Raw genomic sequence first — 26871 nt, 5'->3', positions numbered from 1 at the left:
TTGATTCACACCCTCTCTTTTTTCACACATCCGGTGATGGATGCCGCGATATCTTCCACATGTTTAATCTCATGAATGAGGCCCGCCTTTATCGCTGACTTCGGCATTCCGAACACAACACAGGATTCGTCCGATTCCGCAATCGTTTTAACGCCGCCTGTTCTGAGCATTTCTTTTACGCCTTCGGTTCCGTCGCTGCCCATGCCGGTCATAATGACGGCTACCTTTTCGTAATCGGATAAGCGGCTTGCCGACCGAAACAAATAATCGGCTGACGGTTTATGCCGGCTTTCCGTATCATGAACGTCAAGAATGATGCGGAGCCTTCCGCCTTCCTCTGCAACCGTCATATTTTTTCCGCCGGGCGCGATGTACACCCATCCGTCTTTCGCTTCTTCACCGTTTTCCGCTTCTTTGACCTGAATATCTGACAAATGGTTGAGTCTGTCTGCAAGTGAAGCGGTGAAGCCTTCAGGCATGTGCTGAACGACAAATACAGGCGCCTTTAAATCCTTCGGCAGTTTCGGAATCACCTTTTGCAGAGCCCGCGGTCCGCCTGTAGAGGTCGCGATGAATACGGCCTGCTTTGCGGATTTTGCTTTCGGTCTTTCAAATCCCGCTAAAGCCGGACGTTCCGGGATAGAAGACTCTTTCACTGCCGCCTCAGGTTTTTGTTCGCGGGACAGCCCGGCTGCAATCACCCTCTCAATCAGCTGCTCTTTAATTTTATAAAGATCAAGTGAAATCGCTCCGGAAGGCTTGGTGATAAAATCAAATGCGCCCATTTCCAGACAGTTGATCGTTCGGTCCTTCCCTTGCTGTGTCTGGCTCGATACCATGATTACGGGAAGTTTATATATGCTGATGATCTTCCGCAATGTATCCGTTCCGTTCATGACCGGCATTTCAATATCAAGCGTGACAACATCCGGTTTGAGAAGCTCTATTTTCTTCAGCGCCTCTTCCCCGTTTCTGGCTGTCCCGATGACTTCTATCTGCACTTCCGCAGCCAGAAAATCGGTAATCATCTTTCTCATAAAAGCTGAGTCATCAACGACAAGCACACGAATCACTGTAAAGTCCTCCTCAATAAAAAAGAAGATAATCTCTCAATAAATGCCGGTTTCTCTTCTCTTGGTTTGTTTTCTTCCGTTTGAAACAAGACATCCGTCAGAAGACGGACGGACCTGCTGGCTTTTGCTTGAGGACTTTTTATTAAAAAAGGCACCTGGTCAATGACGGCTTGACTTACTAGCGGGTCATCGGGTATGGAGCCGGCGAAACGCACTTCCGCGCCTAAAAACGTGTGAATCGCATGAGAAAGGCGGTTGTACGTGTCCAGCGCCGGTTTTTGGGCGCGGGCGCGATTGACGGCAATGTTTACGGTCAGCCGTTCATCCGCGAGCAAAAGATGTTTGATCGCGCTGTAGGCATCCATAATGGCCGTCGGCTCAGGCGTTGTCACGGCGAGAATGTCTTCCGCCGATAAAATAAACGGCAGCTGTTCTTTTGAAAGTCCCGCTCCCATATCAAACAGAACGTAATCAAAATCGCTTAATACAGCGGAAAGACCATTCATAAAAGCCGCCCACTTCTCTCTGTCTGCTTGATAGATCGCCCCAAGCCCCGTTCCTCCGGATATGTAGCGAAGGCCTTTCGGACCGGAGGAAAGTGATTGAGCCAATGCGTGCCGATTCTCCATCACATCAATAATGGTGCGGGAAGAAGCAGCGCCGATCAGCACATCAATGTTGCCCATTCCGATGTCAAGATCAATGATGAGTGCTTTTTTTCCTTTTTCCTGCAGGGCAACTGCCATGTTTAATGTTAAATTAGATTTTCCGACGCCGCCTTTACCGCTGATGACGGCTAATGTCTTCGCTTTTTTCTCATAAAGCTCCGGCTTGATCATTTGCCGCTCTCTCATTTTCCTTCTTAATGACTCTGCCTGATCGGGTTTCATGTCAAAAGCATCCTTACAAACTCTGTTGGTGAAGCCGATAGGATGTCTTCAGGCACATCCTGTCCATTTGTCAAATAGGCGGCGCCGATTCTTGATTCCGACAGCACTTGAAACACGGAGCCGAGTGAGGCGGTTTCATCCGTTTTCGTGAAAATGAATTGATTGACCGGCACACCGGAAAACTGTTTCAGCACCTGTTTCATATCTTCATATTTTGCAGATGCCGATAATACGAGAAAGGATTGTAAGCCTGATTCAAACGGAATCATCTCTTGTAATTCCGTAATATACTGCTCTTCTTTAAAGTTTCTACCGGCTGTATCAATGAAAACATGGTCATATTCAGCGAATTTTTCCAGTGCCTTCAGACATTCTTCCTTTGAATAGCATACTTCAAGAGGAGCCTGAAGCAGCTCCGCATATGTCTTCAGCTGCTCGACCGCGGCAATCCGGTAAGTATCCGTCGTCATAAATGCAATTTTTTTATGCTCTGTCAGCATTGATGAGGCCGCGAGTTTCGCAAGTGTAGTCGTTTTGCCGGCCCCGGTTGAACCGAAAAGCACGACGTATTTTGATTGAATCCCTTCCTGCCACTTGTCTTCCGAAGGGAGTTTTTTCACTAACAAATCCTGCAGTTTTGAGCTGACATTATCTTCAGTTAAATCTCCGGAAACAATTGAAGAACGGAGCAATTCACTGAGCACGGCGTTTTGCGTATGATCAGGAAGCCCGGCTTGCTTCAATAGTCTCTCGGCTTTTTTTAATGGTTCAGGGAGCACTTCTTTATAATGCGCCAGTTCGCCGGAAATGCTTTGATCCGGAAGACGCGGCGGCTGAACAGGCTCAGCTTTCTCCGCCGTTTCCGTCTTTTTCATTTCTTCAGCGGCAGCCGGCGGCGTTTTTCTCGCTTCCCTGACGTCACGATCTAAAACCGCTATCACTTCAACAGCCTGCTGCAACCGCAGCCCCAGCCATTTTCGTTTCTTTACTTGTTTGGAATGTAAAATAACGGCATCATTGCCGAGTTCCTTTTTGATTTGCTTCGCGGCATCCTGCATTGAAGCGGCTGTGAATTTTTTTATTTTCATTAAATATCCACCACTCCAATGCTCTGTACTTCAACATTTGCTTCCAGCTCATTATAAGAAAGAACCGGAAGATCAGGGAAATACCGTTCTAACAGCTGTTTTACATACATTCTGACAGCAGGCGAGCAAAGAAGAATCGCTGACTCCTGACGGATGGAAAGCTGCTCGGCCTCTTTAGCGACAGAACGGATGATGCTGTCTGAAACCTCAGGATCGAGTGACAGGTAATTGCCCTGTTCAGTCTGCTGAACCCCGTCTGCAATCGCTTTTTCCACCCGGCCTGAGCATGTGATGACCTTCAGCGTTTCATGCTCTCTCGCATATTGTGCCGTGATTTGTTTGGCAAGCGACTGTCTCGCGTATTCTGTCAAAAGGTCTGAATCTGTCGTTAATCTTCCGTAATCGGCAAGAGTTTCAAAAATGGTCACCAAGTTTCTGATTGAAACTTTTTCTCTCAGCAATTTGGCAAGCACCTTTTGAATATCGCCGACAGAAAGAGGATTCGGCGTGACTTCCTCAACAAGCACAGGATAATTTTCCTTCAGATGATCGATCAGCTGCTTTGTTTCCTGTCTGCCGACCAGTTCATGAGCATGCTGCTTAATTTTTTCTGTAATATGCGTAGATACGACTGACGCCGGATCAACAACTGTATACCCCAGCATGTCCGCTTCATCTTTTGCAGCTTCGCTGATCCATTTTGCGGGAAGTCCGAACGACGGTTCAATCGTTTCAATTCCTTCAATGACGTCATCTTCAGGCGTCGGTGACATCGCTAAGTAATGATCCAGCAGGAGCTCTCCTTTAGCGACTTCATTGCCTTTAATTTTCAATCTGTATTCATTCGGCTGGAGCGCGATGTTATCCCTGATGCGCACAACCGGAATGACAAGTCCCAATTCAAGCGCAAGCTGACGTCTGATCATGACGATGCGGTCAAGAAGATCACCGCCCTGCCCCGCGTCTGCAAGCGGCACGAGTCCGTATCCGAACTCAAATTCAATCGGATCAATATGTAAAAGCTGCACGACGCTTTCCGGGCTTTTCAGTTCATCCGCCTGAGCCTCTTCTTCAAGAATTTCTTCCTCTTCTTCGCTCGGCTTATCCGTTTTGGACAGCATGTAAGCGCCGAATGCAAGCAGACCGGCGATCGGTCCCGTCAGCAGAATGCCGATCGGTGTAAGAAGACCGAGCAAAAGTACAGTTCCCGCGGCTACATACAAGAGCTTCGGATAAGCAAACAGCTGGCCTGTAATATCATGACCGAGGTTTCCTTCAGATGCCGCTCTCGTCACGACAATCCCCGTAGCCGTTGAGATGAGCAAAGCCGGCATTTGAGAAACGATACCGTCACCGACTGTCAGCATTGTAAAGTGAGACGCAGCTTCTTGTATGCTCATCCCCTGCTGCAGCATGCCGATTACGATTCCGAAAATAATATTGATCATCACGATGATGATACCCGCGATGGCATCTCCTTTGACGAATTTGCTCGCACCGTCCATGGCGCCGTAAAAATCGGCTTCCCGGGCGACTTTTTCACGTCTGTGCTTTGCATCCTGCTCCGTAATCATGCCGGCATTTAAATCCGCGTCAATACTCATTTGCTTTCCGGGCATCGCATCGAGCGTAAATCTCGCCGCCACTTCCGATACCCGCTCGGCGCCTTTTGTAATGACGATAAACTGAATAATAATCAAGATAATGAAGACAACAAGCCCTACCAGCACATTTCCGCCGACAACGAAATTCCCGAATGTCTCAACAACCTTTCCTCCTTCTCCGTGAGAAAGAATCGAACGTGTCGTCGACACATTGAGCGAAAGCCGAAACAGCGTCAATAACAGCAGCAATGACGGGAATATCGAGAATTGCAGCGGTTCTTGCATATTCATTGTGGTGAGAAGCACGATCAACGCAAGAGAGATATTAATGATGATCAAAATACTTAACAACCATGGAGGGAATGGAATCACCAGCATTGCCACAATGAGGACAACACTTATTAAAACCGATAAATCTCTTGTTGACATGCTGTTTTTCTCTCCTTTTGAATCTGAAATTCACTATACTTTTTGTTTCGTTTTATATACATAAGCCAAAATTTCCGCAATGACTTTGAAAAACTCTTCCGGCACAGCCTGGTCAATGTCAACCTGATCATATAACGCACGCGCGAGCGGCCTGTTTTCAATCGTCATGACATCATGTTCTTTGGCGATCTGCCTGATTTTTAATGCGAGATGGTCGACCCCTTTGGCAACAATGTAAGGGGCGTCCATTTTCTTTTCATCATATTTTAAAGCTATCGCATAATGGGTCGGGTTGGTAATGATGACATCCGCTTTCGGCACTTCCTGCATCATCCGCCTCATCGCCATTTCCCGCTGCTTCTGCTTAATTTTGGACTTGATTATCGGATCACCCTCCGATTTTTTGTATTCATCTTTTATATCCTGCTTTGACATTCTGATATTTTTCTCATAGTCAAAACGCTGATATAAATAATCAAGCCCGGCCAGCAGCATTAAAGCCCCTGATCCCGCAAGCCCCATCCAAAGCGTGAGCTTAGAAACGAAAGTGAGCACTTCCGCAGGCGTTAAAAGCGGAAGGCGAAGAATATCGCCATAATGAAGCCAGAGCACCATAAAGGCGGCAAAACCGACCACAGTAATCTTCAAAATAGATTTGACCAGTTCAACAATCGCCCTCATGCTGTAAATCCGCTTAAAACCTTTCAGCGGGCTGAGCTTATTCAAGTCAGGCTTGAGGACTTCCGCAGAAAACAGAAAACCCACCTGCATGTAATTGCTCACGACACCTGCCACAAGCGCGACCAGCATAATCGGCGCGAGGATGAGGCTGATATCTTTCACCGTATCCACGAACAGTTCATGCACGGCAGATGCTGACAGGTGTAATGTTATCGATTTCGTATAAAACGTTTTAATAAAGGACAGCAGCCTGTCCCGCATATAAGGACCGAGCGCGATCAGCGAAAGAAAGATAATCAGTAAAGAAACGGCTGTATTCACATCCGTACTTTTCGCGACCTGTCCTTTCTTTCTTGTATCCTTCCGTTTTTTCGGAGTGGCTTTCTCCGTTTTTTCACCGGCAAAGAATTGCAGATTCAGTCTGAGTCTCATCATGTCACACCGACCAATGCCAATAGATTCCGCATGGTTTCAACGGTAAGGCTGAAGATGTTGCGGACGACGACAAACATCACCGACATACAAACGATCAGCATAATAAAGCTCACGGCTATTTTCAGAGGAAGCCCGACAACGAAAACATTCAGCTGCGGCACCGTTCTTGCCACAATACCGAGCGCCAAATCAACTAAAAACAGACTGGCCACAACCGGCGCAGACATTTGAAAAGCGATAATGAACATGGCATTGAAGCTTTTTGCGATAAAAAGTCCAAAGTGATCATTTCCAAACGACGGAAATGCCTGATCAAGCGGGATATACTGAAAGCTGTAATAAATCCCGTCCAATAAAAGATAATGGGCGTTTACGCTGAGCATAAATAACAGCGCCAGCGTATAAACGAATTGTCCGATCAGCGGGCTTTGCGTTCCTGATTGCGGATCAATGACATTGGCGATGGAAAAGCCCATCTGAAAATCAATAAAGGAACCCGCTATCTGAATGGCTGTCATCATCATGAAAGCAATCAGCCCGAGGCTCAAGCCCACAACGGCCTCTTTTATGACAAGCAGCATATACTGTTCCCCTATTTCTATTTCCGGCGCATGTTTCAGCGTGCTGAAGCAGATCACCGAAAGAAAAAAAGCAAAGCCGATCCGGTGAACCGCCGGCAGATTCCGATGTCCGAACACCGGCACCGTTACAAAAAAAGCAGAGATTCTGATAAAGACCAATAAAAAAGCGGGAAATAAATCAATGATGGAATTCATTTGATTCTACCCTGCAAATCGGTTCAGATGAGAGAACAGATCAGTTGTGAACGAAAGAATCGTCGACAGCATCCAAGGACCGAAAAAGATCAGTCCAAGCATCACCGCCACGATTTTCGGAATGAACGCTAGCGTCTGTTCCTGGATTTGAGTTGTCGCTTGAAAGATACTGACGAGCAAACCGACGATCAGCGCGATCGCAAGCAGCGGCCCGCTGATCATTAGTGTTACATATACGGCTTTTTCCGCCATGGAAATTACAAATTCTGAACTCACAATTAGCACCTACCCTAAAAGCTGTCAAGCAAAGATTTCACGATTAAATACCATCCATCGACCAAAACGAAAAGCAATATTTTAAAGGGCAGAGAGATCATAACCGGCGGAAGCATCATCATTCCCATTGACATTAAGACGCTCGCCACGACCATATCGATAATTAAAAACGGAATAAAAATCATAAAGCCCATTTGAAAAGCGGTTTTGAGTTCTGATATCGCATAAGCGGGCACCATCGTCGTCAAAGGAATATCCTGAATCGATTCAGGTTTTTTCATTTTGGCATAGTTCATAAACAGCGCCAGATCCTTCTGCCTTGTATGCTTGCTCATATACTCTTTAATCGGCTTCTCGGCTTTTGTATATGCTTCATCGAGACTGATTTTGTTGTCCATCAGCGGCGTTAAGGCTTCCTTATTAATCTCTGAAAAAGTCGGCGCCATAATAAAAAACGTCAAGAACAGCGCAAGGCCGATTAAAACCTGGTTGGGAGGCATGTTCTGCGTCGCCAGTGAGGTTCTCACAAAAGACAGGACGATGACGATTCTCGTAAAGCAGGTCATCAAAATCAGAATCCCCGGCGCCACTGAAAAGACAGTCAAAAGCAGCAGTAATTTAACAGTGGAGCTGACTTCGGTCGGACTGCTTGAATTAAAAAGATTAATAAATTCATTCATGATGATAAGGGCCTTTCTTCTTTCCTTCAGAACGGCTTTGTTTCAGCTCGTTCAGCTGTTCTTTCAGCGCTTTTGAAAACGACGGAAGCATCGTTTGCGGCTTTTTTTCTCCATCCTTACGCGGATTTACGAGCTTGATCCATTCCACTTTTGAAGACATCGACTCTTCGTATTGGCTCAGAATCGCCTCGCGCTCTTTTTCATCTTCAATTTCTTTTAAAAGCTGTATCGTTTCGCCCACACCGACTACGAGAACGCTGTTTCCCACTTTAATCAGCTGCACGGAACGGTTTTGGCCGACTGACGTTCCGCCGATATTTTCTACATATTGAAACGGCTTCAGCAGACGGTTTCTTCTATTCATCAGTTTGACAAATCCATAGATCAGCAGAATGACGAATAATAACGCCCCAATCATCTTTACAAAATCAAAAGCGGAGACAGAAGATGCAGAAGCATCCCCTATCTCTTGATCAGCCGTTTGTTTCGATGTATCGCTTTTTTTCTCTGTTTTGTTTGTTGATTGTTTGTCAAACCATTCGTTGACGGTGGAATTGTCAGACTCCGCCGCAAAAGCAGGGAACGGATGTACATTGAGTAAAACGAAACAACAAATCAAAGCTAGTAAACCATGACTCTTTTTCAACAGTCGTACACCCTTTAGCTTAATGTTTTATTAATGGCTTCAAGCACGCGGTCCGCTTGGAACGGTTTCACGATAAAGTCTTTTGCGCCGGCTTGAATCGCGTCAATAACCATTGACTGCTGGCCCATAGCCGAACACATGATGATTTTCGCCTGCGGATCGATTTGTTTAATTTCCTTTAAAGCTGTAATCCCGTCCATTTCAGGCATTGTAATATCCATTGTCACAAGGTCGGGGGAATGCTCTTTGAATTTTTCGACCGCCTGCGCTCCGTCTGAAGCTTCAGCTACAACGTCAAAACCGTTCTTCACTAAAATATCTTTGATCATCATTCTCATAAATGCTGCATCGTCTACAATTAAAATTCTGTGTGCCATAATCTGTTTCTCTCCTCTATGTTCGCTTATTTTAAATTGTTAAGGCGGTCTGCCTGACTTAAAATATCAGTGACTCTCACGCCGAAGTTTTCTTCTATGACGACGACCTCGCCTTTTGCCACGATCCGCTGGTTGACCAGGATGTCAACAGGTTCACCAGCCAGCTTGTCAAGCTCAATAATGCTTCCCGCAGAAAGTTCAAGGATTTCTTTGACGCTTCTCTTCGTTCTGCCGAGCTCAACCGTAACGGAAAGCGGAATATCCATCAGCATATCAAGGTTATTCCTTGATCCTTGCGCCGCTTCGTTATGATCAAACGCCTGGAATTCCACCGGAGCGACTTGAACAGGAGCAGCTTTTTTGGCGGTTCCCTGTCTCTTCGGAAGCTCGGGTTTTGCCTGCGGCTCCGGCTGCATGGCAGGTTCCGGCTGCGGCGTTTCGTATGTTTCCTGTGGTTCTGATACGGTTTCTGCGGCCTCGGACTCATGCTGGTCCGCAGTCATTAGTTCTGCGATCAGATCTTTCGCAAACGTAATCGGATAAAGCTGCATGATGCTCGAATCGATTAATTCACCGACTTTCAGACGGAATGACACTTTTACGAGCAGGTCATCCTCAGGTATTCTGTCGGTCCCTTTTTCTTCTGTCACATCCAGAAGTTCAACCCTTGGCGGAGAAATGTCAATCTTTTTACTGAACACGGTCGACATTGACGTCGCAGCCGAGCCCATCATTTGATTCATTGCTTCCTGAACGGCGCTCAGGTGGATTTCACCGAGTGACGGATCGGCGCCCCGGCCGTCCCCGCCGATCATCAAATCCGCAATGATGGCCGCGTCGCTTTGTTCGACGACGAGCAAATTGCTGCCGTCAAAGCCTTCTGTGTAGTTCACTTCAATGGCAACATACGGATGAGGAAATTCATCACTGATTTTGCTTTTTGAAATGACGGTCACACTCGGCGTCGTAATGTCCACTTTTTGATTTAAAAGAGTGGACAGCGCCGTAGCCGAGCTGCCGAACGAAATATTCCCGATTTCTCCGATCGCATCGCGCTCAAGTTCAGACAAGTTCGCCTCTTGAGGCTGTTCTGTATCCTCTGATTGACTGCTTGTGCCGTTAAGAAGAGCATCGATTTCATCTTGAGATAATCTATTGTTCATCTTGTTCACCTCTTATGTCGTGATCTAAAATTTGCACTGCCTGTCTTCGATTCACCCGGCCGGCCTGCCCTAAAAACTTCGGTTTGTTTCCGACCAATACAGTAAGAGGATCAGTCACTGATTTGTCCAGAGTTATACAGTCCCCGACTTCCAAACTTAAAAATTCTTCTATTGTCAGTTCAGAAGCGCCCAAGAGAGCCACAACGGGAATTTGAGCCGTCATGATGCGCTTTTCAAGCAACTTCGTTTCTTCGGGCTTCGCTTCATTCCGGTCTGATTGCATCCAATAATGTACGGAAAGCTTAGGGATAATCGGCTCAAGTACGACATGGGGAATACAAAGATTAATGACACCGCTGATTTCACCTATCTGCGTATTGAGAGAAATGACAACGACTGTTTCATTTGGGGAAACCATCTGTACAAACTGAGGATTCACTTCAAATTCAGTCATTTCAGGGTCAATATCAGCAATCGATTGCCACGCTTCTTTGTAGTTGCCCAGTGCATTTTCAAATAAGTTAGAAATAATATTCGTTTCAATTTCCGTAAGGCTGTCAGCTTTGTTATGAGTGATGCCGATGCCTCCCATGACGCGGTCAAGCATTGCGTATGCGATGGTGGGATTAACCTCCATCATGATTCTGCCTTCCATCGGATGGACATCGAATAAATTTAAAATCGTCATGTTCGGTATGGAACGGATAAATTCTTCATACGGCACCTGATCAACTGAGCTGACGGATATATGAATATACGTTCTGAGCTTGGCGGAAAAGTGTGTTGTGAGAAGCCTCGCAAAGTTATCATGTATCCGGGTTAAACTGCGTATCTGATCTTTCGAGAATCTGAGAGCCCGTTTAAAATCATATACCTTTACTTTTTTCTCTTTTACTTCCTTTTTCAGCTCTTCCGCATCCGCCTCACCCGTGGAAATGGCGGAAAGCAGTGCGTCTATTTCATTTTGGGAGAGAACTTCTCCTGACATTTTCTTCACCTCCGTATTCTGTCAAATTTGTTTTTATTGCAGATTAAAGGAGGTAATGTACACTTTCTGAACTTTTCCTTCTTGGAGATAGCTGTTTACTTTCTCTTTTAATGATTGTTTAAACGCTTCTCTTCCTTTATCTCCCTCAATCTCTCCGGCGCTTGTGTCGGCTAAAATGGAAATGATGTTGTCTTTCACCTGAAAATCGCGTTTTTCAAGTTCTTCCTTCGCTTTAGCCGAGTCGGTTTCAAGCTTGATGCCGATACGGATGATGCTGTCAGACTTTAAGTTTGTCGTAATATCGTCGACAGACACAGTGGCTGCAACGACTTCGTCAATTGTCGGCTTTTTATCTTTGACGGAATTTCCGCTGACGACAAAATATGCTGCCGTTCCGAGGCCGGCGATGACAATTAAAATAATCAGCAAAATGATGACTAATTTTTTCTTCATTCTTCTTCCTCTATTCCCTGATCCAGTGAAAATATTTGTATGCTATGGTAAAACGATATGACTTTTTTGAGAACTGCTTCTTCCGGTTCTTTCACTACGAACTTTTTGCCGTTGGACAGTGTAATCGTCGTGTCGGGGAAGCACTCAATCTGTTCGATAAACAGCGCGTTCAGCGTAAAAGGCTGGCCGTTTAAACGGGTGACTTGAATCATGCAATCCGGAGAAGCGGCTTAACCGCCTCTCCTCCCTCCTTACCGTTTCAGATTAACCAGCTCCTGAAGGATTTCATCTGAAGTCGTAATGATTTTTGAGTTTGATTGGAAACCCCGCTGAGCAACGATCATTTCGGTAAATTCATCTGTCAGATCTACGTTTGACATTTCAAGATAGCCTGCCAAAAGCTTACCCGTTCCGTTTTCGCCCGGCGTGGTGACTGCGCTCGCAGCTCCTGAACTTAATGATTCTCTGTAAAGGTTGCCTCCGATTTTTTCCAGACCGGCGCTGTTAGGGAACGTGACCAGACCGATTTGTCCGGCATCATGAACCTCATCCCCTGCATCAGTGTATGTAACGGTTCCGTCTGCACCGATGCTGTAATCTTTCGCATCAGTCGGAATATTGATTTTGCCGCCGCCGATTTTTTCAAGGTAGTACCCGTCAGTCGTAACAAGGTTCCCTTGATTGTCCTTTCCGAAATTCCCCGCACGTGTGTAAACAATTCCCGCACCTGTATTAATCTGAAAGTAGCCGTCTCCGTCAATGGCTAGGTCGGTTTTATTCTGTGTAGCCTGCGGGGCGCCGGTTGAATGAACGACATCAATGGAAGAAGTCGCGGCACCCAAGCCGATTTGTTTTGAATTGGTCACGTTTGAACCGCCGGCGACTGTCTGGCTGATCATATCTTTAAATGTAACGCGGCTTTTCTTAAATCCCACTGTGTTGACGTTGGCGATGTTATTGCCGATTACATCTAGTTTTGTCTGAAAGTTTTTCATGCCGCTGATACCGGAATATAATGAACGTAACATGTTAAATTCCCCCTGGGTTTCTTTTTATTTAGATGTTTCGCTGACGGCCGTGACATTCCACGGACTGACCTCTTTGCCATTTTCAAGCACGAGCACGTAATTGCCGTTTGAATGCTTGACTGAATTGACCGGGCTTGTCTGATCCTTCCCGTCGCTGTCGCTGAATGTAACATTTTTGCCGATCCAGTTCACATACATCGTAAACGGATCTTGATTTTCTACAAATTTAGTCATCGTCGTATTCATATTCATCATTTGCTCCAATGAAGAAAATGTCGCCATCTGGCTGATGAATTCTTTGTCATCAACCGGATTGAGCGGGTCCTGGTTTTGAACCTGTGTCATTAAGATCTTCAGGAATTCGTCTTTCCCTAAATTCGTGCTGCTGTTTACTGCGGAGGTGCTCTTCGCGCTTGAAGTGGCTGAAGCGCCCGCCGCGGCATAATCCGAGTTTACTGATGTCAACTATTCTTCCTCCATTTCATTGAGAGAAAGCTCCTCCAGCATATCTCCGAAATCGCCTGACTGCTGCTGGTTCTTCTGCTCTCTCTGTCCCTGATGCTGCTGTTTATTGTGATCGGCCGTCTGTCCGTAAACAGGCTGCTGATCCCCGCTTTGAAGCGGGACTGTAAAACGGTCGACTTGGACCGACATATTCGGAAGCGACTGTTTCAGCTGAGGAAGATGCTGTTCCAGCAGCTCTTTCGCAGACTGGCTGGATGCGATTATTTTGCTTTGAAACATCCCGTTTTCGTTTGTCACCTTAATTGTGACAAATCCGAGGTTCTCGGGATTAAGACGAATCGTAAAGCTTCCGGTTGTTTTCCCGAAAGGCGTGTATTTCATCTGTTTCCAGCCGCTGATGACCTGATCCGTTAACGGTTTATTTTCTGCCGGCTGCTGTTCAGCTCCTGCGGACGTTTGCTGAATGCCGGCAAGGCTTCTCGTTCCCGAAAACAGTATATGTGCAGACAATTTGCTGTCAGGCGCCTTTGCGTGAGAAACCGTGCCGCCGTTTTGCTGTTCTGTTTTCCCGGCTGACTCTTGGGATGATTCAGATGATTGAGATAACACAAAAGCTTTCAGCTCAGTTTCAGCCATATCCCAATCCTTTGTTCCCTTTTGAGAAAGGCCCGCAAGCTGCTCCGCGACGCTTTGAAAGCTCTTCAGCTCAGCGGCTGTCATGGAGTAAAGTTTAGATGCCGATTCGTTTTTCGGAAAAAATGTCTGCCGCAGGTCTTGAATCACGCGGTCCGGAACGCCTTGTTTTTTCAATGCCTCTAATAAACGGGCGCCTTCCTGGTAAACCGCCTTTGCCTGCGCGCTGTCAGGCAGTTCCTGCTGAGATGTGAAGAGCTGGGATACGGCTTCTTGAATGAACAGCAGCCCCTTCTCAAGCGCATCCTTGACGGAATCCCCGTCTTTTGCGGAAGAATCCGGCTCATCCGTTTCAGGCTTCCCCCCATGCTGTTTTCCCGCTAACATGTCTTCAACAGATTCGGCAAGCTGTTTCAATAAAGGAAGAGCTGTTTCAGCCGTCTGCTTTCCTTCAAGAGCTTTTACCGCTTCAAGCAGCTGTTTCAGCTGCAATTCTTTATCTTCCGGGCCGGCTTTCAGCCAATCACCGATTTTAGATAGGGCATCATTCAGCTCTGCGTCACTTGTTTTTGTTTCATCTCCGGGCTGCCGGGGAGAAGTGATTTCCGACAGGAGCCAGTTCTGAAATAGACCTAAGCTGTTTACATTCATCTTCACATTGCTGTTTTGCGCAGTCTGCGTACGATTCCCCGTTAATTCAAGCAGCTTCAACTTACATCACTCCTTATTTCCGTCAGCGGATAGTTTTTCTGTATATTTAGCCGCTTGTTCAGGAGTCATTTTCGTCAAGATTTCAGCAAGCTGCTTTTTACTTAATCCGTTTAAAATATCGAGGGCTTCTTTTTCTTTCAGCTTTACGATAATGCTTGCCGCTTTACCGCTGTCCATACTTTTATAGATGTTGATCATTTTATCTTTTCCGGCTGAATCCGAAGCGTCTTTTTTCGTTTCATCCGTCTTCGTTTTCTGCTGCTGTTCAGCTTCCTGTTTCAGTGAACGGATTTTCTGATTCAGATTATCGATTTCGGACTTGCTTGTGTCTAAATCTTTATTCAAAATGTTAATTTCACTTTTTTGTTCCTTTATGGTCTTTTCAAGAGAAGCCGTTCTGTCTTCCTTCTGCTTTTCCGCCGCGCTTTTCATTTCTTTCGTTTCGGGAACCAATTCTTTTAAAACAGGCGTTTTAGCGGCTGTTTCCTGAATCGGCTTCATCACATCAACGCCGGCAGCCCAAAGGATGATGCTTGCGACGATGATCAGAAAAATCAGCGGGATCATGATAAAAAGCAGGATTGAACCGAACTTTCCAGATCTCTTTTCTTTATCGGCCATTTCATTCGCTCCTAATGCCCCTGAATCATAAACTGCTTGATTGAAATGTCGTCCATTTCCCTCATCTCTGCAGCTTTGTCTTCAAGTGCGAACATATTAAATTGTTTTTCCCGCATTTTTTCAAATTTCTTTACTTCAATGTTTTTTTCGGTGAGCTGTTCCTGCTTCTCATTCATTTCATTTCGTTTCATGATGACAAGCTTTTGATAATGATAGATGGTGTTCTCAAGATTGGAAACGAATTGCTGATAATGTCTCATTTCCTGAACGCTCATCCCGCATTTCAGCTTTGATTCTTTGTCTTTTTCGAGCAATTCTTTTTTGCTCATATTTTCATATAGTTTTTCAGCCACTGTCTCAAATTCAGAAACCGATTGTCTGTATTCAGTCAATGTTTGGTCTTTTTCATTTTCTTTTAATTCCAGCAGCTTTTGAAATCTGAATTGGTATGCCACGATGTTTATTCCTCTTTTCCTGTCAGACTCGTCAATGCCGCAATGCTGTCTTCCAATTGAGCAGGTTCTTCCGTTCCTTGTTTTAAAAATTGAATAAGCTGCGGATAAAACTGAATCGCTTCATCAATTTCTCTTGATGACCCTCTTTTGTAAGCTCCGATATTAATGAGATCTTCAGAGTTTTGATAAGTTGACAGAAGATCGCGGAATTTGTTGGCCGCCTCTATATGCGATGTGTCTGAAATATTAGACATGACCCTGCTGATGCTTTTCAGGATATTCACGGCCGGGAACTGCCCTTTGTTGGCAAGCGCCCGATCGAGAACGATATGCCCGTCTAATATTCCGCGCACCGTATCGGCAATCGGTTCGTTCATATCATCTCCGTCAACGAGAACCGTATAAAAAGCGGTTATCGTTCCTTGTTCATTCGCGCCCGTTCTTTCCAGCAAACGGGGCAAAATAGCGAACACGGAAGGTGTATATCCTTTTGTTGTCGGCGGTTCTCCCGCTGCCAGGCCGATTTCCCGCTGAGCCATCGCGACCCTCGTGACGGAGTCCATCATGAACATCACATTCCGGCCTTTATCGCGGAAGTACTCTGCAATGGCGGTGGCCGTATACGCCGCTTTCAAACGCATTAAGGCGGGCTGATCAGAGGTCGCGACTACGACGATCGAGCGTTTCAGGCCTTCTTCGCCTAAATCCTTCTCGATGAATTCACGCACCTCACGCCCCCGTTCACCGACGAGTGCGATAATGTTTAAATCAGCTTCAGTCTGCTTCGCGATCATTCCCATCAGGGTGCTTTTTCCGACTCCGCTTCCGGCAAAAATTCCGATTCTCTGCCCTTTTCCTACTGTCAGCAGACTGTCAATCGATCTGACGCCGACACCCATCTTTTCCCGTATCGGCGGCCGTTTCATCGGGTTTGGCGGCGGCTGTTCCGTCGAAACGGGGGACAAACCTTTCGGAAGCGCCCGGCCGTCAAGAGGTTCGCCGAACGCGTCGACAACTTGTCCGATTAAACCCGCGCCTACTTTGATGCGGAGCGACTCGCCAGTGGCCTCCACAATGCTGCCCGGCGCGATGCTGGCCGCTTCCAGATAAGGCATTAACAGAATGTTTTCATCCTGGAAGCCTACAACCTCAGCTTTAATCGCTTTTTTCGCATGGCCTTTCGGATAAATGAGACAAACATCTCCGATTGAGCTTTCGGGCCCTTTTGATTCAATCATCAGCCCGATGACCCGTTTAACCTTGCCGTAGCGCTTGTACGGATCCGCTGTTTCAATTGAGTCTATTAAATACTGTGTCTTCATTGCTCCGCTCCCGCCTCAAGCGCCGTTAAAAGTTTTTGCTTTAATTGCATCAGCTGGGTATCTATGCCTGCATCGACACGTCCGAACGGAGTTTCTATCGAGCACGTTCCCTTCGCGGCTTTTTCATCGGCATATAAGCTTAATCTGCATTCTTTGTATAACAGCTGCTGAATTTCGTCCATATGCTGATGAACCGTCTCATAATATTCAGGGTCCACATAGATGGAGATGTCATCATAATCTTTTACTTCGGCTACTACCTGTTTGACCAGCAGAAGGAAAGCCTCTTTATCATCACTTTTTTGCCGCCATACTTTTTTAGCGAGCGCAACGGAAAGCTCAATGATTTCTTCCTCAGCGCTTTCCAGTTTTTCCTCGACTGACTGTCTCGCCATTTCCATAACGGCATTGGCCCGGCTGATGAGATTGGCGTATTCAGCTTGAGCCTCGGCTTTTCCCAATGCCATGCCTTCTTCATATCCTTCTGCCTTTGCTTCTTCTATCAATCTTTGTTTTTCTTCCGCCCAGCGGTGTTTCTCTTCTTCAATCTGACGAAGAGTGTGCTCAAATTGATTTTTCGCTTCTTCAGACACCCTGTCGGCTTCTGCTTTGGCAAAAGCCATGAGAGCCTCTGGATTTTCGGGTTCCTCCCGGTCTGGCTGGGAATGTGTTTTCCTGACTTCCTGCAAGGAAAGCTTGCGCCGTTTTTGTTCAGGAGAAAATGATGATTGCTGTTTAATGATATTAGACAATAATATCGTCTCCTCCGCCTCGCGCGATTACAATTTCTCCGGCTTCTTCCAGCTTGCGGACGACGCCCACGATTCTTGATTGCGCCTCTTCCACATCACGCAAACGCACAGGCCCCATAATTTCCATTTCCTCTTTAAACGTTTCAACCATGCGCTGTGACATATTGCTGAAGACGATTTCTTTGACTTCCTCGCTCGCAACCTTCAATGAAAGCAGGAGGTCGTCGTTTTCAACGTCTCTGATCACGCGCTGAATCGCACGGTTATCAAGGGTGACAATATCTTCAAAGACAAACATCCGTTTTTTGATTTCATCCGCCAACTCAGGATCTTGGATTTCTAATGAATCAAGGATCGTTTTTTCCGTTCCTCTGTCTACGCCGTTTAACACTTCAACAACGGCTTCTATGCCGCCGGTCTGCGTATAGTCCTGCGTAAAGGAGGAGGACAGCTTTTGTTCAAGGACCCGCTCCACTTCATTTATGATTTCAGGAGACGTTCTGTCCATAACCGCAATCCTTCTTGCCACCTCAGCCTGAACATCCGGGTTCAGCTCAGACAAAATCTGTCCGGCCTGCACCGGGTCAAGGTAGGATAAAATCAGCGCCATCGTTTGCGGATGTTCCTGCTGAATGAAATTTAAAATCTGTTCGGGTTCCGCTTTTCTTGCGAAATCAAACGGCTTTACCTGCAAAGAAGAGGTGAGCCTGTTTAAAATGCTTACCGCTTTGTCTTCTCCGAGCGCTTTTTCAAGCACTTGGCGGGCGTAATTTAAACCGCCTTGTGAAATATAGTCCTGAGCGATTGCGATATTATGAAATTCTTCAATGATTTCATCTTTTCTTTGATGATCGACGCTTCTGACTCCCGAAATCTCGAGTGTCAATCTTTCAATTTCTTCTTCAGACAAATGCTTGTACACAGAAGCTGATACATCAAGGCCTAAGGAAATCATGAGGATGGCTGCTTTTTGTTTTCCTGTAAGCTTGTTCTGATCACGTTTCGCCATTTTCCATTCCCCCTAATCCTCGTCCAGCCAGCTTCGAAGCAATTTAGCAAAGTCTTCCGGTTTTTCTTTAGCCATTTTTTCAAGCTGTTTTCGTCTGACTGTTTCTTCCGTTTCAATTTTCTCTTCGTTGATATCAGGCAATCGAACCGGCTCCGGCGGTGTTTCATATTCATATTCTTCGTATTCATCCTCTTGTGAGCGTTTCTTTCTGATAAGGAGAATAATAAGCAGAATAATGGCCGCAAGCAGTACGCCGCCTGTAATGTATACCCAGATCGGAAGACCTGAAGATTGTGCCGAATCTGTGTTCAGGCTTGTTTTTCCGTCAAACGGCTGAACGGATACAACGATTTTATTGTTGATATCATTGTCTGTCAGGTTTTGATTTTGCGTTTCGTTTTTATCAAGAGACGTTCTGACGACCGTTCCTAAAATCTTCTGTATATCAGCCTGTCTCTGTGCTGATAAGGAAGCGGCATTTTTCGGATTAGGCGGCTCCACCATGACCTGAATGCCTAAATCACGCACTTTATACGGGCTTTCAGCGATTTCTTTATGAATGCGGTTGACTTCATAGTTGATTTTATTGCTGCTTTTTTCGTAGTCCCCGCTATTTGAACCGCCGTTTGTCTCGGCATAATTCGCGGTGTCATTGCTCCCCGTTCCGGCCGTGCCGCCGTTGGCCGCGCCGTCGCCTTTATACGTTTCCGCAACTTTTTCGGCGCTTACCGCTATGCCTTCCATGTTATCTTTATCGACAGGTTCGACAGTGTCTTCAGTGCGTTTTTCCTTCGTGAAGTCAATATCCGCCGTCACGGAAACAACGACCTTATCCTGCCCCATCATTGTGCCGAGCAGTGACTGAACATGTTTTTGAATGTCCTTTTCGACCTGCGACTTAATACCTTGCTGAGAAGCATAACTGTCAGAAACGGACCCTGCACCGCTGTCACTTTTGTCATAATATGTAGAATTTTGATCCATTATGACGATATTATCTTCTTTTAAGTTCGGAACACTTTTAGAAACGAGATGGTACAGCCCGTTGATCTGGTTTTGATCAAGCGAGTAGCCCGGTTTCATCTGCAAAACGATTGAAGCGGATGCTGCCGGCTGATCTTCACCGACGAACACGGCTTCTTTCGGCATATTGATCATGACCTTCGAGCTTTTAATACCGTCCATTTCATTTATCAGGTTTGACAATTCGGTCTGAGTCGCCTCAACCTTTAAAACGTCAAACTCATTATCCGTCAGGCCGAAGCCCGCATTTTGTCCGAAAAACGAATAATCAATTGATCCCGTTTTCGGCAGGCCTTCTGCGGCAAGCTGGACTTTAAGCGAATCCACTTGGCTCTCAGGAACCTTAATGACCGTGCCGCCGTCAGCAAGTTCAGAAGACACCTTTTTCGTATCGAGCTCTTCTTTAATCTTCCCCGCTTCATCCGCGGACAAATCTTTATAAAGAGGCACCATCTTTTCAGACGAAGTAAAAATAATAACGACGATGAGTAAAATAATGAATGCGGCCAAGCCGCTTACCATGAGTATCTTCTGTGTTTTTGATCTGTTGTTCCAAAACGCTGCCGTTTTGGTTTTCATTTGCATTAGAGTACGATTCATGTTAACCCCCGGTCATTCCAGTCATTCTCTTCAATCTGACCACTACATCTGCATTCTCATGATCTCCTGATAGGCTTCCACGGCTTTATTGCGGAATTCGGTAGCGGCCGTCAGAGAAATATTTGCTTTTTGGGCAGCGATCATGACCTCGTCAAGGTTTACATCCTTTCCTGCAGCCAGTTCGTTCGTTATTTGGTCAGATTTCACTTGTGACTCATTTAACGAATCAATAGAGTTTTTTAAAAGCTCCGAAAAGCTTGTTTGGTTTGAAGAATCAGTTTTTTGAGTTTGGTTTAATTGATTCGTTACGTTTTGAGTGTTTTGGGTTTGTTGAAGCTGAAAAGGAGTAATAGCGTTAACCACTTACATCACCTTACTTTCCGATTTCTAACGCCTTCAAAAGCATGCCTTTGGAGGCGTTTAATGCAGTTACGTTTGCTTCATATGATCTCGAGCTGCTGACAAGATCCACCATTTCCTTTAATGGATCTACATTTGGTTTTTGTACATATCCGTCTTTATTCGCATCAGGATTCTCCGGATCATAAACGAGATTAAAAGCGGACGGGTCTTCCGTAACACCAGATACCTTTACGCCATTTCCCGCGCTTCCTGTTCCGTTCATCTTGGAATGTAAAAGGGACGAAAATGATTCGCCTCCGGATTGGAGAGATACCAGCTTTCTTCTGTAAGGCACCCATTCGCCATTTACCTGCTTCGCTCTCGTTGTATCCATATTGGCCAGGTTGGACGATACGACGTCCATCCGGACACGCTGTGCAGTTAAAGCGGAACCCGAAATATTTAAGCTTTGAAAGCCACTCATTATTTTCCTCCTGTCAAGACGGTTTTCAGAGAATTGAATTTGCCGCTCATTCTTTCAACCAAAGCCTGATAATTAATTTGGTTTTCGGCTAAATCTGTCATTTCTTTGTCGATATCGACATTGTTTCCGTTTTGCTGGTACGATGTATCACTGCTGGACACGATAGAATAATCGTCCCCCGAACCCGTAAAGTCAACGTGCCGATAGTCGGTTTTTACAGCCTCAAGATTGGATGTTTCCTGATCTAACAAATTTCGGAAAGAGACTTTTTTTGCCTTATAGTTCGGTGTATCTATATTGGCGATATTATTAGTTAAGACTTTTTGCTTAATGTCCGCTCTCCCCAAGGCATTCTCAAGATTTTGTATAGTTCCAGAAAATAAGTCCAAATCCACTTACCTCCATTTCAGATATTTTTCTCCTAAAAATCCTTGTCGAGAATTGTAAAACCATATGCTTATTGTAAGAAATAACAGGCTTAAAGTCTATGAAGTTAGGCTAAAAAAAAGTGCTCAATTATATCTATTTTGCATGTGGGTATTAAGTCCTAGAATATTTGTACTACAAGGATTTGTTTAATATAAGACTGAAAATAGCAGAATTTCTGTATCTTCCTCCTTTTTTCACACAGCAAGATGGATTATCTCAGATCAGATTCCAATAAGCAACTTTAAACTGCAACTTTTCACCTATTGTCCATAAAAAAAGCAGGACCCCCATTTTCAGGGATCCTGCTTTTTTCTTAATGAGATTTAAGGTTTTCCAATTCAATAAGGAATTTGTTGTTCAGAACTTTAATGTATGTCCCCTTCATTCCCAGTGATCTGGATTCAATGACGCCTGCGCTTTCCAGTTTTCTCAGCGCGTTAACGATTACTGAACGCGTAATGCCGACACGGTCCGCAATCTTACTTGCCACAAGCAAGCCTTCGTTTCCGTCAAGCTCTTCAAAGATATGCTCAATCGCTTCAAGTTCACTGTAAGACAGAGAACTGATCGCCATTTGAACAACTGCTTTGCTTCGCGCCTCTTCTTCGATTTCTTCCGCTTTTTCTCTTAAAATCTCCATTCCTACAACGGTTGCTCCGTATTCAGCAAGGATGAGATCATCATCTTCAAATTGATCCTGCAGACGGGACAGAATGAGCGTGCCCAGTCTCTCTCCTCCGCCGATGATCGGCACGATCGTTGTTAAGCCCGCTTGGAACAGGTCTCTGTTTTCCACAGGAAACGCCGTGTATTCGCTGTTGATATCAAGGTTTGAAGACGTCTCCGGAACATTGAACAGATTTCTCGTGTACTCTTCCGGGAACTGGCGGTCTTCAAGCATTTTTTTCATGCGTTCATTTTCAATCTGCTGATTAATAGAGTAGCCCAAAAGCTTTCCTCTGCGGCTGACGACGAAAATATTAGAATCAATGACGTCACGAAGCGTTTCAGCCATTTCTTTAAAGTTTACGGGTTTGCCTGCCGCAGCCTGCAGCATGCTGTTAATAATTCGTGTTTTTTGTAGTAAAACCATGATAAATAATCCTCCTAGAATTCCTCTTATTAAATTTTCACAATATAAATTGACTTAGATCTTTGTTGTTTGCAATCGTTCCGAGCTTTTCTTCAACGTATTGCGGCGTGATGGCTACTTTTTCCATCGTTACGTCCGGCGCTTCAAACGACAGGTCTTCCAAGAGACGTTCCAATATCGTGTGAAGCCTTCTCGCTCCGATGTTGTCCGTATCCTGATTCACATGATAAGCCACTTCGGCGATCTTACGAATAGCTTCGTCAGAAAATTCAAGAGATATACCTTCTGTCTGCAATAAAGCCTGATATTGTTTTAACAGCGCGTTATCGGGTTCGACGAGAATCTTCACAAAATCATCTACCGTCAGTTTGCTCAATTCTACACGAATCGGAAAGCGGCCCTGCAGCTCCGGAATCAGATCAGACGGTTTGGCCATATGGAATGCCCCGGCTGCGATAAACAGCACGTGATCTGTTTTGACGGAGCCGTATTTCGTGACGACGGTAGATCCTTCGACAATCGGAAGGATATCTCTTTGAACGCCTTCTCTCGATACATCTGCTGAGGAAGAAGCCCCTCCGTTTTTTGCGATTTTATCTATTTCGTCAATAAAGATAATGCCGCCCTCTTCAGCTCTTAACACGGCCTCTTGGCCGACTTCATCCATATCGATTAATTTGCCTGCCTCTTCATTGGTCAGAACCTTCCTTGCTTCTCTGACCGTCATTTTGCGGCGTTTTTTCTTTTTTGGCACCAGATTGCTCAGCGCATCCTGCATATTCATGCCCATCTGCTCCATCCCGGAGCCTTGCAGCATGTCAAACATCGACGGCTGCTGCTCTTCCACCTCTACGGAGACGTAATGGTCTTCGAGCTCTCCCAATGCGAGCTGATGCGCCATGCGTTTTCTTTTTTCTTCAAGGCTTGCTTCTTCCTGCTGCTCGGCTTCATCATCATTTGCCGCCTGGCTTCCTCCGAAAAGCATTTCAAACGGATTTTTCACACCCGCTTGTTTTTTCTTTCCCGGAACGAGAAGCCGCACTATACGTTTGTTTGCATTTTCTTCAGCCTGTTCTTTCACTTCGCTGATTTTTTCTTCTTTAATGAGCCGCACGGATGTCTCAACGAGGTCTCTGACCATTGATTCGACATCTCTGCCTACATAGCCGACTTCTGTAAATTTTGTCGCTTCAATTTTTATAAATGGCGCACCGGTAAGCTTGGCGATCCGTCTGGCGATCTCTGTTTTCCCCACCCCGGTCGGGCCCATCATCAGGATGTTTTTGGGAACGATCTCGTCTCTCAGTTTTTCATCAAGAAGACTTCTGCGATAGCGGTTTCTTAATGCCACGGCGACAGCTTTTTTCGCATCCTGCTGTCCTACAATGTATTGATCCAACCGATCTACGATTTGTCTCGGTGTTAACGGTTTGTTTTCCATGCGCCTCAAGTCCTTTCTATTCAAGTTCTTCCAAAATGATCTGATCGTTTGTGTACACGCAAATCTCGCCCGCTATTTTCAAAGCGGCTTTTGCAATATCTTTGGCGGACAGATTCTCTCCGGCATAGGTTTTCAGCGCTCTTCCTGCTGACAGGGCGTAGTTTCCGCCGGAGCCGATGGCCAAAATGCCGTCATCCGGCTCAATCACTTCACCTGTTCCCGATACGAGAAGCAAGGTATCCTGGTTCATGACAATCAGCATGGCTTCCAGCTTGCGCAGCACTTTATCGCTGCGCCATTCTTTCGCAAGCTCAACCGACGCACGTTTTAAATTGCCGTTGTATTCTTCAAGCTTCGCCTCAAACATTTCAAAAAGTGTGAAAGCGTCTGCAACAGATCCCGCAAATCCGGCCAGAACCTTTCCGTTAAACAGCTTTCTCACTTTTCTTGCGGTATGTTTCATGACTACAGCCTGACCGAATGTGACCTGGCCGTCTCCTGACATAGCGCTTTTCCCGTTATGCTGGACGGCAAAAATCGTTGTCGCATGAAAAGATGACATGAGAAGGGCCTCCTTTTAATTTTCTTTAAAAGCTCTCGGGTGGTGGGACATATATGTGTTTCTCAGCATTTCCTTCGATACATGCGTGTATATCTGCGTAGAAGACAGATTGGAATGGCCCAAAAGCTCCTGGACGCTTCTTAAATCAGCCCCTTCATTCAGCAGATGAGTCGCAAACGTGTGCCGAAGCATATGCGGGTGTATATGTAAAGTGCCAGATGCTTTTTTTACAAGTCCGCTTAAAATATACCTGATTCCTCTGGCGGTCAGCGGGCCGCCTCTTTGATTGACAAACAGCACATCATGAGGCTCTTTTGCTTTTTCAAGCAGGCACTGCCTTCCGCTGTTGATATACAGCTCCAGCGCATCACGGGCATATGAGCCGAACGGGATATAGCGCTGCTTCTTGCCTTTCCCGTGAACGAGCACCGTATCCATGAACAGGTCAAGATCGCCGACAGTGAGCGTACAGCACTCACTGACCCTCATTCCGGTCGCATAAAGAAGCTCAAGCAGGGCCTGATCGCGCATCCCTGACGGCTGACTTCTGTCTGAAACAGCGAATAGTTCCTCAAGTTCTTTTTCATAAAGAAACTTCGGAATCCGTTTCTCTTGTTTCGGCAGATGAACAAGCTGAAACGGATTCTCTTCAACAAGCTTTTCCCTCATTAAAAATTTATAGAAGCTTCTCAAAGCTGAAATTTTCTTGCTGATTGTTTTTCTTGACAGGCCTTTTTCATAAGCCTCTGTCAAAAATATTCTCACATCATGATATGCAGCTTCTTTCATTCCATTTATATTTTGAGCATGCAGAAACATCCCAAATTCTTCAATCGAATTAACATAATTCACAATAGTATATTGTGAATAATTTTTTTCAATTTGTAAATATTCAACGAATAACTTTAAAAAAAAGTTAACATTCTCAGTCATTATGAAGACCTCCCTCTCCGAAGGGCTTTTAAATGGTATCATATAATGCATCGAAGTTGCAATGAAAAGCTATATCGTTTTCGAAATAGTTTGAATAGTCTCAATTGCGCGTTTAGCGTATTCTTCATTTCGTTCTTTTTTGTTTTTAATTTTTACAGGCAATTCTTTTAAGAGGCCGAAGTTTGCATTCATCGGCTGGAAGTTCTTCTGATTTGTCGTCGTAATGTAGTGAGCCATGCTTCCGATCGCCGTCTCCTGCGGGAATGTCACAAGATCCTGACCGAGCACAAGTTTGGCGGCATTGATTCCCGCTACAAGACCTGAAGCGGCAGATTCAACATAACCCTCTACGCCGGTCATTTGGCCCGCGAAAAACAGATCGTTACGCTGTTTAAATTGATATGTCGGGTTCAAAAGGCTCGGCGAGTTGATAAATGTGTTTCTGTGCATGACGCCGTATCTGACGATATCAACATTTTCAAGGCCGGGGATCAGTTTAAGCACTTCTTTTTGGTCTCCCCATTTTAAATGTGTCTGAAAACCTACAATATTATAAAGCGTACCCGCCGCATCATCCTGTCTGAGCTGAACGACTGCATAAGGGCGCTTGCCTGTTTTCGGATCTTCCAGTCCGACCGGTTTCATCGGTCCGAACAGCATCGTTTTCTTGCCTCTTTTCGCCATGACTTCAATCGGCATGCAGCCTTCAAAGAAGATTTCTTTCTCGAATTCTTTTAAAGGTACCGTCTCAGCAGTCGTCAATGCTTCATAGAAACGGTCGAACTCTTCCTCTGTCATCGGGCAGTTTAAGTACGCCGCTTCTCCCTTGTCATAACGGGATTTTAAGTACACTTTCTCCATATCAAGGCTGTCTTTTTCGACAATCGGCGCCGCCGCGTCATAAAAATACAGATACTCTTCTCCCGTGAGCTCTTTCAGCTGCTGTGAAAGCGATTCTGACGTAAGCGGTCCGGTCGCGATAACAGTCGGGCCTTCCGGAATCTCTGTTACTTCCTCAGTAAGAACCGTTACGTTCGGATGGTTTTTCACGAGATCCGTCACGCTTTCCGCAAATTCATGACGGTCAACGGCAAGCGCTCCCCCTGCCGGAACCGAGCATTTATCAGCAGATTGAATGATTGCCGAGTCAAGGGCCCGCATTTCTTCTTTTAATACGCCTACCGCATTGGCGAGAGTATTTGAACGGAGGGAGTTGCTGCATACCAGTTCGGCGAATTTATCAGTATGATGGGCTGCCGTCTGCCTGACGGGCCGCATTTCATATAGTTTCACTTGAATTCCTCGTTTTGCAAGCTGCCATGCCGCTTCACTTCCGGCAAGGCCTGCTCCGATTACATTAACTGTTTGCTGGTTCATTTCTTTTCATCTCCTGTTGTTTGTCCCTTCCA

At 45.6% G+C, this 26871-nt stretch carries 31 protein-coding genes; all 31 read right to left on the bottom strand.

What is annotated here, in order from left to right:
• Positions 1-5 precede the first annotated feature (5 nt).
• On the bottom strand, positions 6-1073 hold the full coding sequence (locus tag GNE05_RS08670; RefSeq protein ID WP_021493682.1) for a protein-glutamate methylesterase/protein-glutamine glutaminase: 1068 nt from the start codon (positions 1071-1073) through the stop codon (positions 6-8).
• The gene (locus GNE05_RS08665) at positions 1070-1963 is read right to left on the bottom strand and encodes a MinD/ParA family protein (protein ID WP_094295753.1); all 894 of its coding nucleotides are present in this window, start codon (positions 1961-1963) and stop codon (positions 1070-1072) included. Before GNE05_RS08665 ends, GNE05_RS08670 begins: the two co-directional genes overlap by 4 nt.
• Entirely contained in the window at positions 1960-3051 is a 1092-nt protein-coding gene (gene flhF / locus GNE05_RS08660; RefSeq protein ID WP_160182666.1) for a flagellar biosynthesis GTPase FlhF, read from the bottom strand. The genes GNE05_RS08665 and flhF overlap by 4 nt, the downstream gene beginning before the upstream one ends.
• Positions 3051-5084, bottom strand: coding sequence for a flagellar biosynthesis protein FlhA (gene flhA, locus GNE05_RS08655; RefSeq protein ID WP_014417777.1), 2034 nt, complete (start codon positions 5082-5084; stop codon positions 3051-3053). The genes flhF and flhA overlap by 1 nt, the downstream gene beginning before the upstream one ends.
• A 33-nt stretch (positions 5085-5117) precedes the next feature.
• A complete protein-coding gene (gene flhB / locus GNE05_RS08650) occupies positions 5118-6197 on the bottom strand; it encodes a flagellar biosynthesis protein FlhB (RefSeq protein WP_014417776.1) in 1080 nt (359 codons plus the stop codon).
• Positions 6197-6976 (bottom strand): flagellar biosynthetic protein FliR, encoded by a 780-nt coding sequence (fliR, locus tag GNE05_RS08645; RefSeq protein WP_017417780.1) that lies wholly within the window; start codon positions 6974-6976, stop codon positions 6197-6199. The genes flhB and fliR overlap by 1 nt, the downstream gene beginning before the upstream one ends.
• 6 nt (positions 6977-6982) lie before the next feature.
• Positions 6983-7252 (bottom strand): flagellar biosynthesis protein FliQ, encoded by a 270-nt coding sequence (fliQ, locus tag GNE05_RS08640; RefSeq protein ID WP_003154234.1) that lies wholly within the window; start codon positions 7250-7252, stop codon positions 6983-6985.
• Positions 7253-7266: 14 nt separating this feature from the next.
• Positions 7267-7932: a flagellar type III secretion system pore protein FliP gene (gene fliP, locus GNE05_RS08635; protein WP_007409786.1), complete on the bottom strand. Its 666-nt coding sequence runs from the start codon at positions 7930-7932 to the stop codon at positions 7267-7269.
• Positions 7925-8578 (bottom strand): flagella biosynthesis regulatory protein FliZ, encoded by a 654-nt coding sequence (gene fliZ / locus GNE05_RS08630; protein ID WP_022553343.1) that lies wholly within the window; start codon positions 8576-8578, stop codon positions 7925-7927. The genes fliP and fliZ overlap by 8 nt, the downstream gene beginning before the upstream one ends.
• 14 nt (positions 8579-8592) lie before the next feature.
• Positions 8593-8955 carry a chemotaxis protein CheY gene (cheY, locus tag GNE05_RS08625; RefSeq protein ID WP_003154238.1) on the bottom strand — a complete coding sequence of 121 codons (363 nt, stop codon included), beginning with the start codon at positions 8953-8955 and terminating at the stop codon, positions 8593-8595.
• A gap of 26 nt (positions 8956-8981) precedes the next feature.
• Positions 8982-10118 carry a flagellar motor switch phosphatase FliY gene (gene fliY, locus GNE05_RS08620; protein ID WP_021493685.1) on the bottom strand — a complete coding sequence of 379 codons (1137 nt, stop codon included), beginning with the start codon at positions 10116-10118 and terminating at the stop codon, positions 8982-8984.
• Positions 10108-11106: a flagellar motor switch protein FliM gene (gene fliM / locus GNE05_RS08615; RefSeq protein ID WP_003154240.1), complete on the bottom strand. Its 999-nt coding sequence runs from the start codon at positions 11104-11106 to the stop codon at positions 10108-10110. Before fliM ends, fliY begins: the two co-directional genes overlap by 11 nt.
• Before the next feature lie 33 nt (positions 11107-11139).
• Positions 11140-11559, bottom strand: a complete 420-nt coding sequence (gene fliL, locus GNE05_RS08610) for a flagellar basal body-associated protein FliL (RefSeq protein ID WP_021493686.1) — start codon at positions 11557-11559, stop codon at positions 11140-11142.
• Complete coding sequence (locus GNE05_RS08605; RefSeq protein WP_003154243.1) at positions 11556-11771, bottom strand: swarming motility protein SwrD; 216 nt, start codon at positions 11769-11771, stop codon at positions 11556-11558. The genes fliL and GNE05_RS08605 overlap by 4 nt, the downstream gene beginning before the upstream one ends.
• Before the next feature lie 39 nt (positions 11772-11810).
• Entirely contained in the window at positions 11811-12587 is a 777-nt protein-coding gene (flgG, locus tag GNE05_RS08600; RefSeq protein ID WP_007409783.1) for a flagellar basal body rod protein FlgG, read from the bottom strand.
• A gap of 24 nt (positions 12588-12611) precedes the next feature.
• Positions 12612-13052, bottom strand: a complete 441-nt coding sequence (flgD, locus tag GNE05_RS08595) for a flagellar hook assembly protein FlgD (RefSeq protein WP_029973465.1) — start codon at positions 13050-13052, stop codon at positions 12612-12614.
• Positions 13053-14396 (bottom strand): flagellar hook-length control protein FliK, encoded by a 1344-nt coding sequence (locus tag GNE05_RS08590; RefSeq protein WP_072177004.1) that lies wholly within the window; start codon positions 14394-14396, stop codon positions 13053-13055.
• 6 nt (positions 14397-14402) lie between these two features.
• Positions 14403-15017 carry a MotE family protein gene (locus GNE05_RS08585; protein WP_015388236.1) on the bottom strand — a complete coding sequence of 205 codons (615 nt, stop codon included), beginning with the start codon at positions 15015-15017 and terminating at the stop codon, positions 14403-14405.
• Positions 15018-15028: 11 nt separating this feature from the next.
• On the bottom strand, positions 15029-15472 hold the full coding sequence (gene fliJ / locus GNE05_RS08580) for a flagellar export protein FliJ (RefSeq protein WP_003154253.1): 444 nt from the start codon (positions 15470-15472) through the stop codon (positions 15029-15031).
• A gap of 5 nt (positions 15473-15477) precedes the next feature.
• The gene (gene fliI / locus GNE05_RS08575; RefSeq protein WP_007611430.1) at positions 15478-16794 is read right to left on the bottom strand and encodes a flagellar protein export ATPase FliI; all 1317 of its coding nucleotides are present in this window, start codon (positions 16792-16794) and stop codon (positions 15478-15480) included.
• Positions 16791-17546 carry a flagellar assembly protein FliH gene (gene fliH, locus GNE05_RS08570; RefSeq protein WP_017417778.1) on the bottom strand — a complete coding sequence of 252 codons (756 nt, stop codon included), beginning with the start codon at positions 17544-17546 and terminating at the stop codon, positions 16791-16793. Before fliH ends, fliI begins: the two co-directional genes overlap by 4 nt.
• Positions 17539-18555 carry a flagellar motor switch protein FliG gene (gene fliG / locus GNE05_RS08565; protein ID WP_003154256.1) on the bottom strand — a complete coding sequence of 339 codons (1017 nt, stop codon included), beginning with the start codon at positions 18553-18555 and terminating at the stop codon, positions 17539-17541. Before fliG ends, fliH begins: the two co-directional genes overlap by 8 nt.
• A 12-nt stretch (positions 18556-18567) precedes the next feature.
• Positions 18568-20178 carry a flagellar basal-body MS-ring/collar protein FliF gene (fliF, locus tag GNE05_RS08560; RefSeq protein WP_160182665.1) on the bottom strand — a complete coding sequence of 537 codons (1611 nt, stop codon included), beginning with the start codon at positions 20176-20178 and terminating at the stop codon, positions 18568-18570.
• 42 nt (positions 20179-20220) lie between these two features.
• Positions 20221-20541 (bottom strand): flagellar hook-basal body complex protein FliE, encoded by a 321-nt coding sequence (fliE, locus tag GNE05_RS08555; RefSeq protein WP_007409777.1) that lies wholly within the window; start codon positions 20539-20541, stop codon positions 20221-20223.
• A gap of 10 nt (positions 20542-20551) precedes the next feature.
• On the bottom strand, positions 20552-21004 hold the full coding sequence (gene flgC / locus GNE05_RS08550; protein WP_015239851.1) for a flagellar basal body rod protein FlgC: 453 nt from the start codon (positions 21002-21004) through the stop codon (positions 20552-20554).
• A complete protein-coding gene (gene flgB, locus GNE05_RS08545; RefSeq protein ID WP_003154260.1) occupies positions 21004-21393 on the bottom strand; it encodes a flagellar basal body rod protein FlgB in 390 nt (129 codons plus the stop codon). Before flgB ends, flgC begins: the two co-directional genes overlap by 1 nt.
• Positions 21394-21746: 353 nt before the next feature.
• The gene (gene codY / locus GNE05_RS08540; RefSeq protein ID WP_160182664.1) at positions 21747-22526 is read right to left on the bottom strand and encodes a GTP-sensing pleiotropic transcriptional regulator CodY; all 780 of its coding nucleotides are present in this window, start codon (positions 22524-22526) and stop codon (positions 21747-21749) included.
• 37 nt (positions 22527-22563) lie between these two features.
• Positions 22564-23967: an ATP-dependent protease ATPase subunit HslU gene (gene hslU, locus GNE05_RS08535; protein ID WP_160182663.1), complete on the bottom strand. Its 1404-nt coding sequence runs from the start codon at positions 23965-23967 to the stop codon at positions 22564-22566.
• A 16-nt stretch (positions 23968-23983) separates the two neighbouring features.
• On the bottom strand, positions 23984-24529 hold the full coding sequence (gene hslV, locus GNE05_RS08530; RefSeq protein ID WP_003154267.1) for an ATP-dependent protease subunit HslV: 546 nt from the start codon (positions 24527-24529) through the stop codon (positions 23984-23986).
• 15 nt (positions 24530-24544) lie between these two features.
• On the bottom strand, positions 24545-25462 hold the full coding sequence (xerC, locus tag GNE05_RS08525) for a tyrosine recombinase XerC (protein WP_007409774.1): 918 nt from the start codon (positions 25460-25462) through the stop codon (positions 24545-24547).
• 69 nt (positions 25463-25531) lie between these two features.
• On the bottom strand, positions 25532-26839 hold the full coding sequence (gene trmFO / locus GNE05_RS08520; RefSeq protein WP_160182662.1) for an FADH(2)-oxidizing methylenetetrahydrofolate--tRNA-(uracil(54)-C(5))-methyltransferase TrmFO: 1308 nt from the start codon (positions 26837-26839) through the stop codon (positions 25532-25534).
• Positions 26840-26871 lie beyond the last annotated feature (32 nt).

Origin of the sequence: Bacillus sp. AM1(2019) (assembly GCF_009906915.1) — a bacterium.
In the GTDB taxonomy this organism is placed as follows: Bacteria; Bacillota; Bacilli; order Bacillales; family Bacillaceae; genus Bacillus; species Bacillus velezensis.
This window is presented reverse-complemented; position numbering and strand designations above follow the sequence as displayed.